Source organism: Corynebacterium sp. HMSC034B08 (assembly GCF_001835805.1).
Classification (GTDB): Bacteria; Actinomycetota; Actinomycetes; order Mycobacteriales; family Mycobacteriaceae; genus Corynebacterium; species Corynebacterium coyleae.
The window spans coordinates 1-4,083 of sequence record NZ_KV825902.1 but is presented as its reverse complement, the minus strand read 5'-3'; the positions used below and the strand labels follow the sequence as shown (position 1 = coordinate 4,083).

General features: G+C 59.2%; 6 protein-coding genes. 4 read left to right on the top strand and 2 right to left on the bottom strand.

Translation table 11 applies throughout. From position 1 onward, the window contains the following. Positions 1 to 48: 48 nt before the first annotated feature. On the top strand, positions 49 to 540 hold the full coding sequence (locus tag HMPREF2656_RS01730) for a carboxymuconolactone decarboxylase family protein (RefSeq protein ID WP_246816783.1): 492 nt from the start codon (positions 49 to 51) through the stop codon (positions 538 to 540). 28 nt (positions 541 to 568) lie between these two features. On the opposite strand, the gene HMPREF2656_RS01725 is transcribed toward HMPREF2656_RS01730, so the two are convergent. Then, a complete protein-coding gene (locus HMPREF2656_RS01725) occupies positions 569 to 916 on the bottom strand; it encodes an ArsR/SmtB family transcription factor (RefSeq protein ID WP_070815681.1) in 348 nt (115 codons plus the stop codon). A gap of 82 nt (positions 917 to 998) precedes the next feature. Here HMPREF2656_RS01725 and arsB point away from each other — a divergent pair, with 82 nt between their 5' ends. After that, positions 999 to 2,078, top strand: coding sequence for an ACR3 family arsenite efflux transporter (gene arsB / locus HMPREF2656_RS01720; protein ID WP_070815680.1), 1,080 nt, complete (start codon positions 999 to 1,001; stop codon positions 2,076 to 2,078). A 9-nt stretch (positions 2,079 to 2,087) separates the two neighbouring features. Beyond that, on the top strand, positions 2,088 to 2,495 hold the full coding sequence (locus HMPREF2656_RS01715) for an arsenate-mycothiol transferase ArsC (protein ID WP_070815679.1): 408 nt from the start codon (positions 2,088 to 2,090) through the stop codon (positions 2,493 to 2,495). 4 nt (positions 2,496 to 2,499) lie between these two features. Here HMPREF2656_RS01715 and HMPREF2656_RS12960 read toward each other — a convergent pair whose 3' ends face one another. Continuing rightward, positions 2,500 to 2,655: a hypothetical protein gene (locus tag HMPREF2656_RS12960; protein ID WP_168167514.1), complete on the bottom strand. Its 156-nt coding sequence runs from the start codon at positions 2,653 to 2,655 to the stop codon at positions 2,500 to 2,502. Between the two features lie 254 nt (positions 2,656 to 2,909). Here HMPREF2656_RS12960 and HMPREF2656_RS01710 point away from each other — a divergent pair, with 254 nt between their 5' ends. Next, a complete protein-coding gene (locus HMPREF2656_RS01710; RefSeq protein ID WP_070614949.1) occupies positions 2,910 to 3,767 on the top strand; it encodes a class I SAM-dependent methyltransferase in 858 nt (285 codons plus the stop codon). The last annotated feature ends 316 nt before the right edge of the window (positions 3,768 to 4,083 follow it).

Sequence of the window (4,083 nt, the reverse complement as noted above, 5' to 3'; positions counted from 1 at the left end):
CACGACACTGCTACCAAATAACCGGTCGCAACAGTAAGGGGAGTTGATGTGTACCGTCGTGGCATGTCGCACACACCCCGCAAGCCGATCCCCAAGGTTGCTTACGCTCCGATGCTAGGCCTGGAAACCTATGTGCGCGCACGGGTTGAAAAGGACGCGTCACACCTCGTCCAACTTCGTGCATCTGCGTTGAACCAATGTGTTTACTGCCTGGCAATGCACCGACGGGACGCAAGGAAAGATGGCTGGTCCAAGGAGCGCGTCTCGCAGGCGGAGAACTGGACCGACAATCGCGAGCAGTTCACCGAAAAAGAACGAGCCGTTCTCGAACTGACCGATGCAGTGACGAGAATCAACGGCGAGAGCTCCGTTCCGGATGAACTCTGGGAACGCGTCGAGGAGCAGCTCGGCCAAAAGGAAGCACGAAACGTATTGATGGCGATTGTCGCAATCAACGCGTGGAACCGCATCGCCATCACCACCCGGATGGATCCACGAAGCCTTTCACGAGTCGACGCGTTTGACCTCGGTAATGAATGACAAACATTGAAGCCCTGCGCCGTTAGTCTCAGTCCATCTGCAGCACGGCGCGAAGTTCCGCGAATAGCTCCGGGCGCAGCCGGTGTATGACCGTCCTGCCCTGGCGGCTCTTTTCTAGAAGGCCGGCCTCGGTAAGCATTTTGAGGTGATGGGAAACTGTCGGTTGGCTTAGCCCGGAGCGTTGCGTGAGTTCGTTCACGCTCATCGGTTCGCAGCCCTCTTCGGCGATTCTGGAGAGAAGTTGTAGCCGGCCGGGGTCCGCTAAAACTTTGAACAGGTCCGCGTAACGCGTCGCGTCGTCTTCGGAGAGCAAACCGGAGCCCAGTGAGCAGCAGTCGAGGTCAGTGTTTTCTGGAGTGGCGACGTAATCGTTCATACTTCCTACCTCGTTATATTGACAGTGATAAATATGAGACTTAGTGTCCGTTTTGAATGCTGTCAATAGATAAGGATTCCAGATGGAAGACGCAACCTCTCAGCCAGTAGAGCGTATGTCGTTTCTTGACCGCTTCCTACCGGTGTGGATCATGCTCGCCATGGCGGCGGGCCTCGCCCTCGGCCGAGCGGTGCCGGGGCTTTCGGGCGCACTCGAGCGCCTCGAAGTCGGAAGCATCTCGCTTCCGATCGCGCTCGGCCTGCTGGTCATGATGTACCCGCCCTTGGCCAAGGTGCGCTACGACAAGACCCGCGAGATTGCCACCGACAAACGGTTAATGACCGTGTCCATCATCTTGAACTGGATCGTCGGTCCCGCGTTCATGTTTGCACTCGCCTGGATTTTCCTGCCGGATGAGCCGGAGCTGCGCACCGGTTTGATCATCGTCGGCCGGGCGCGCTGCATCGCTATGGTGCTGGTGTGGTCGGACCTGTCTTGCGCCGACCGTGAAGCCACCGCAGTGCTTGTGGCCATCAACTCGGTGTTCCAGGTTCTCATGTTCGGGGTACTCGGCTGGTTCTACCTACAAATCCTGCCGAGCTGGCTGGGTTTGGAGACCACCTCGGTGGAGTTCTCCTTCTGGGCGATCGTGTCCTCTGTCCTGGTCTTTTTGGGCATACCGCTGCTCGCCGGGCTGCTGTCTCGCATTATCGGCGAGCGCACCAAGGGCCGCGACTGGTACGAAAACACCTTCCTGCCCCGGATCTCCCCACTCGCGCTGATCGGCCTGCTGTACACAATCGTCCTGCTTTTCTCGTTGCAAGGCGACCAGATCCTCTCCCAGCCGTGGACGGTGGCACGGGTGGCGATCCCGCTGCTGTGCTACTTCGTCGGCATGTTCGCTATTGCACTCTTGGTAGCCAAACTGTCCGGCATGGACTACGCCCAGTCGGCCTCGGTGGCGTTCACGGCTGCCGGCAACAACTTCGAGTTGGCCATCGCAGTGGCGATCGGCACGTTCGGCGCCACCTCCGCCCAGGCGCTGGCGGGCACCATCGGACCGCTTATCGAGATCCCTATCCTCGTCGGCCTCGTCTACCTCATGCGTGGGATCGGCCCGAAACTGTTCCCGGGTGACCCAACCCTGCCCAAATTGTTCTAAGGAGACGTTATGAAGCCCTCAGTCTTGTTTGTGTGCGTCGGCAACGGCGGAAAGTTCCAGATGGCGGCGGCGCTCGCCGAGAAGCACGCGGGTAGCCAGCTCGGCATCCACTCCGCTGGCACCAAACCTGGTACGTCGCTGAATCAGGAATCCGTCGAGGCGATCGCGGAGGCCGGCGCCGATATGTCGCACGGCACGCCCAAACCCATCGATCCCGAACTGCTGCGCAGCGTTGATCGCGTCGTGGTGCTCGGCGAAGACGCGCAGGTAGACATGCCCGACGACGCCCGCGGCACGCTAGAGCGCTGGCGTATCGACGAACCCTCGCACCGCGGCATCGAGGGCATGCAGCGCATGCGTCTCGTGCGCGACGACATTGACAATCGTGTGCGCTCGCTTATCGACGAACTCCTGTAGCGCCCTAGCACGCCGGGGGCATAGGGATTCGCTGCTTGTTGCGGAACCTCGTCGCCTGCATGCGCGCCGGCGACGTGCCGCGGTAGTGGGTGGTGGAGGGGGAGGTTGCGTACTTCGGATTGCTGGACGGTTTTCGGGAGCGTTGCTTCTCGATCCTCACACCGCCGCATTGTGGCACGAATTACATGGTTGTGCTTTGTGAGTGGAAAGCGGGGGCGAAGCCGCAAGCTCAAGAATGTTTAGGACGTGCGATGCCGTTCCGGTATGAGGGCGAAGCCGCCGTAACCGCGAGGTAAAAGCCCCCTCTCATATGACGCTGATCTTACGGGAAGCTCGGAGGGGGTCTCGATTGATTTCAATATAACTAAAGTTGCGTAACTTAGGCAACGGAATGAGACGTAGGAGGGAGTAACGATGCACGCGGAGACTAACTCACCGCGGTCCGAGACCGCTTCCTGGTTCGCGGATAACCAAGCCAACTGGGATTCACGGGCCCACGCCCACATGTTCGGCAACTACGGCGGTAAAGATGAGTTGATCGCGGACAAGGCAGCTATTAGCGATGTCCTCGCGGTGGACATTGACCGCTTCGGCGACCTCACCGGGAAGTCCGTGTGTCACCTGCAATGCCACGTGGGCACCGACACCATCGGATTTGCCCGCCGCGGAGCCTCCCGAGTCATCGGCGTGGATCTCTCTGCGGAGTCACTCAAATACGCCCGCGAATTCGCCGCCCAAGCCGACGCGGACGTGGAGTTTATCCAGAGCAACGTCTATGACGCTCGAGAAGCGGTCGACGGCGAATTCGATCTCGTCTACACCTCCGCAGGTGTGCTGTGCTGGCTTCCGCAGGTGCGTCGATGGGCGGAGGTCGTCGCAAAGCTGCTCGCTCCCGGCGGCATGTTTTTCATCCGCGACGACCACCCCATGTTCATGACAATCGGAGAGGACGTTTCCCAAGGTCTGCGCATTGAGCAGCCGTATTTTGAAATGCCTGATCCGCTCACCTGGGAGGACGAGGAAAGCTACGTCACCACTCCAGGAGCGCCAAAACTTGCTAGCCCACGCAACCATCAGTGGAACCACTCTCTCGGCGAAATTGTTACTGCGCTCATCGACGCGGGGCTGACCGTCACCGCTCTTGAGGAAACTCCGTACTCCGCGTGGTGCCCGTGGCCGGAGCTGATGGTCGAAGACTCCCGCGGTTTCATCCTCCGCGATAATCCCGAGCGCCTACCACTCCAATTCGCCATTACCGCAACAAAGCCCTAAGAGCCTTTGCCTATCGACGAACCTTCGGTGGGCAGGCAAACCCAAAAGGACACGGGAGGCGATAGTCGAGGTTCACCGAAGGGTTGTATCTAAAAACCATCTGCGATATTCTCGTGTCCACACTGCAGCCGTTGACCCTCCATGAATCAGGAGAGAGCCGAGGACTGCAGTTTTTCGTTATACTCAGCTCATAGCAAACCACTCAAGAGTGGACACCAACGTGAAGAGGCTTCCTCGGTACCTAGCTAGTGTTCTGTTGAGGAGGGGCCCTCGCCGGTGGTTTTGAAGTGCCCCGGGTTTTGTTCCTAGGCATTTG